This window comes from Aquisphaera insulae (assembly GCF_011064615.1).
Taxonomy (GTDB): domain Bacteria; phylum Planctomycetota; class Planctomycetia; order Isosphaerales; family Isosphaeraceae; genus Aquisphaera; species Aquisphaera insulae.
This window is the reverse complement of sequence record NZ_JAALJH010000199.1, coordinates 1-2229: the sequence shown is the minus strand read 5'-3', so window position 1 is coordinate 2229 and position 2229 is coordinate 1. Positions and strand designations below refer to the sequence as shown.

Below are 2229 nucleotides of genomic sequence, written 5' to 3'. Positions count from 1 at the left end.
CTAACTCTCGCGACCGCACCCGGAGCCATGAGGGCCTGCCGCACGGAGATTTCGCGGTCGTCGATCCAGCCGCAGAGGGTTTCCTCGTCGTAGCCGATCTCAGGCTCCGGGGACTGCGGTGCTTTCGCTCAGTCGCCGAGCCTATCCTGGACAGATCGTCGGCACTCCAGTGGGCCGGTGAGCGCCCGGACCTCGTCAAGCCGGCCGCGGGGGCGTAGATCAGTCGCGAGTTGGATCAGAGTCTGCTTATGCTGAACATGATGGCGGAAGATCATCTCGAACCACGGTTGATTCCCGCAGACTCGAAGCATTACGGGAAGCCGCTGGAAAGCAGACATCCGGCCAAGACGCCGAGGCGGTGGAGCTTCGCGGCGCCGTGAGAGTGTAACCGCCTCGGCTTTTCTCGTTGCAGCCTTGGAACGTCCACGCCTCGTCGCCGCCTCCTCAATCGGGCAGCGGCCGGCAGACCAGGAAGGCGAAATCCGACTGCATGACGTTCTCATCGATGAGCAGCTTCTCGAAGTAGATCAGGAGCCTGAGGATCGAATCGAAGTCTCGGCCCTCCTTGTTGGAAAGGCTGTTGTTGAGCCACGGGAATATTGGGTGTAGGAGGTTGAAGTAGAGATTGCGCTCGACTTCCACCCGAAAATGCTTCCGCACCAGGCCGGGTATCTGACTGGAGCGGATCGCCTCGGACGGATCGATCTGGATCATCGCCTCAACTGTGGGGGGGACGAAAGCGTTGCGGGCACCGCCGTTGAGGTAGTAGGGATCCAGCGCCTCGAGGATGCCGTTGATGATGGCGACCTGCTGCTCTGTCCACTGGAAGCGGTCTGGCCCCACGTATTCCATGAGCGCGAAGTAGCCGCCCGGATTCAGCATCGAGCTGAGCTTGGGTATCAAGGCCTCCAGATTCTCGACATGATGGAGCGCTGAGGCGGCAATGATCAGATCGAACTTACCTTCGATATCCAGGTCGTTCGCGTCCCTCACATCCAAGTGGAAACGGTCGCGAGAGATCCCTTCCCGCTCGAACCGCTGGACGGCAACCTGGACCGCGTCCGCGCAGACGTCGAAGGACCGCAGGGAGAGATCCTCCCGCGACTTCAAGATCGCCAGTTCGTGGTTGCCGTCGCCGCAGCAGAGGCTCAGGCAATTTCGCAGGTTTGGCACGTCCTTCAAGTAGTCGTTCAGGAGCCATCCAAGCCACCCAATTTGCGGCGATCCCGACCCCGCCTTGGTGATGTGCTCGATGGCGAGTCGATTGTCCCAGCAGCACGTTGGGTTGGCGAAGCCGTCGTTCTCTCGGAGTTCCTTGAACTTGTCCGCCCAGTACCTGGAGACCTGCTCGTTCTGGGATGGAACGGACAGGTCCGCGGCGGGGTTGAACTCGCCCGCCCCAATCTGAGGTCCATGAGGCGTATCCAGGAGAAGACGCCCCTGCGTCGACCTGACGTCACGACGATGACTCCTCGTCATGCGAGTCAGATTACGCCGGCACCAACCCTTGAGATGCGTCGCGACATTCGACATGGGAAGCATCCTTGCTGATACCTGAGTTAACGGACGCCGACTTCGGCGTCTCCTGGGGATTCGGCCCCGATGGCTGCCTTTGCCACTAGGTTCGATACACGAGTTTCCAATATCCAGCAAGTCGGATCCGAATATTCTTGACACTTAGAAGATTAGGAACTGATGAGCCTCTTACGGGTTCAGCGCGAAATGGTGCAACTGGGGGTCGGTAGATAAGAATGAGTGCATTCGTCCAGCGGATGTCGGTTTACCGCCATCTTGCCAGGACCGAAGGGGGGCGGTGTCATGCCCCTCTCTGCGGTATCGGCCCCCGGGAGGGCGACTGTGTCGTGTCGCCAGGGTGGGCTATTCGCTCGGTGGCGACCTTGACGATGCGACGATCCGTGGGATTGGCTCCCTAGCGGTGGAAGATGCGGCTCGCGGTTTGAAGTGATGGAACTTCATGGCGGTCGGAAGCTCGCTCTGGAAAAGGGCCACCAGCGTCCTGGCCCTGACCCAGAGTGGAATCCTGCCTCCTAAGGCAATAGCCTGCGAAAGTCCTGATCCAAGGTCCTATAGCGGCCGGAATCAACCATCTATGGCCGATCCTCACCTGCCGATGCAACTTCTGGGACAGCGCAGACCCGCCCGTGTTAGACCCCAGAGAGTTGGCCCTGGCGGGTTAGTTGCCATGATGGCCGGCTCTCTCTCACTTCG

Annotated in this window: 1 protein-coding gene; it reads right to left on the bottom strand. The window is 60.2% G+C overall.

The features are described from left to right. Window positions 1–444: 444 nt before the first annotated feature. Window positions 445–1479, bottom strand: coding sequence for a class I SAM-dependent methyltransferase (locus tag G6O54_RS36690; RefSeq protein ID WP_165236014.1), 1035 nt, complete (start codon window positions 1477–1479; stop codon window positions 445–447). Window positions 1480–2229: the final 750 nt, after the last annotated feature.

What these genes read in the sequence shown, in the direction of transcription:
- G6O54_RS36690 (WP_165236014.1), bottom strand. Translation starts at nt 1,479, where the DNA reads ATGACGAGGAGTCATCGTCGTGACGTCAGGTCGACGCAGGGGCGTCTT.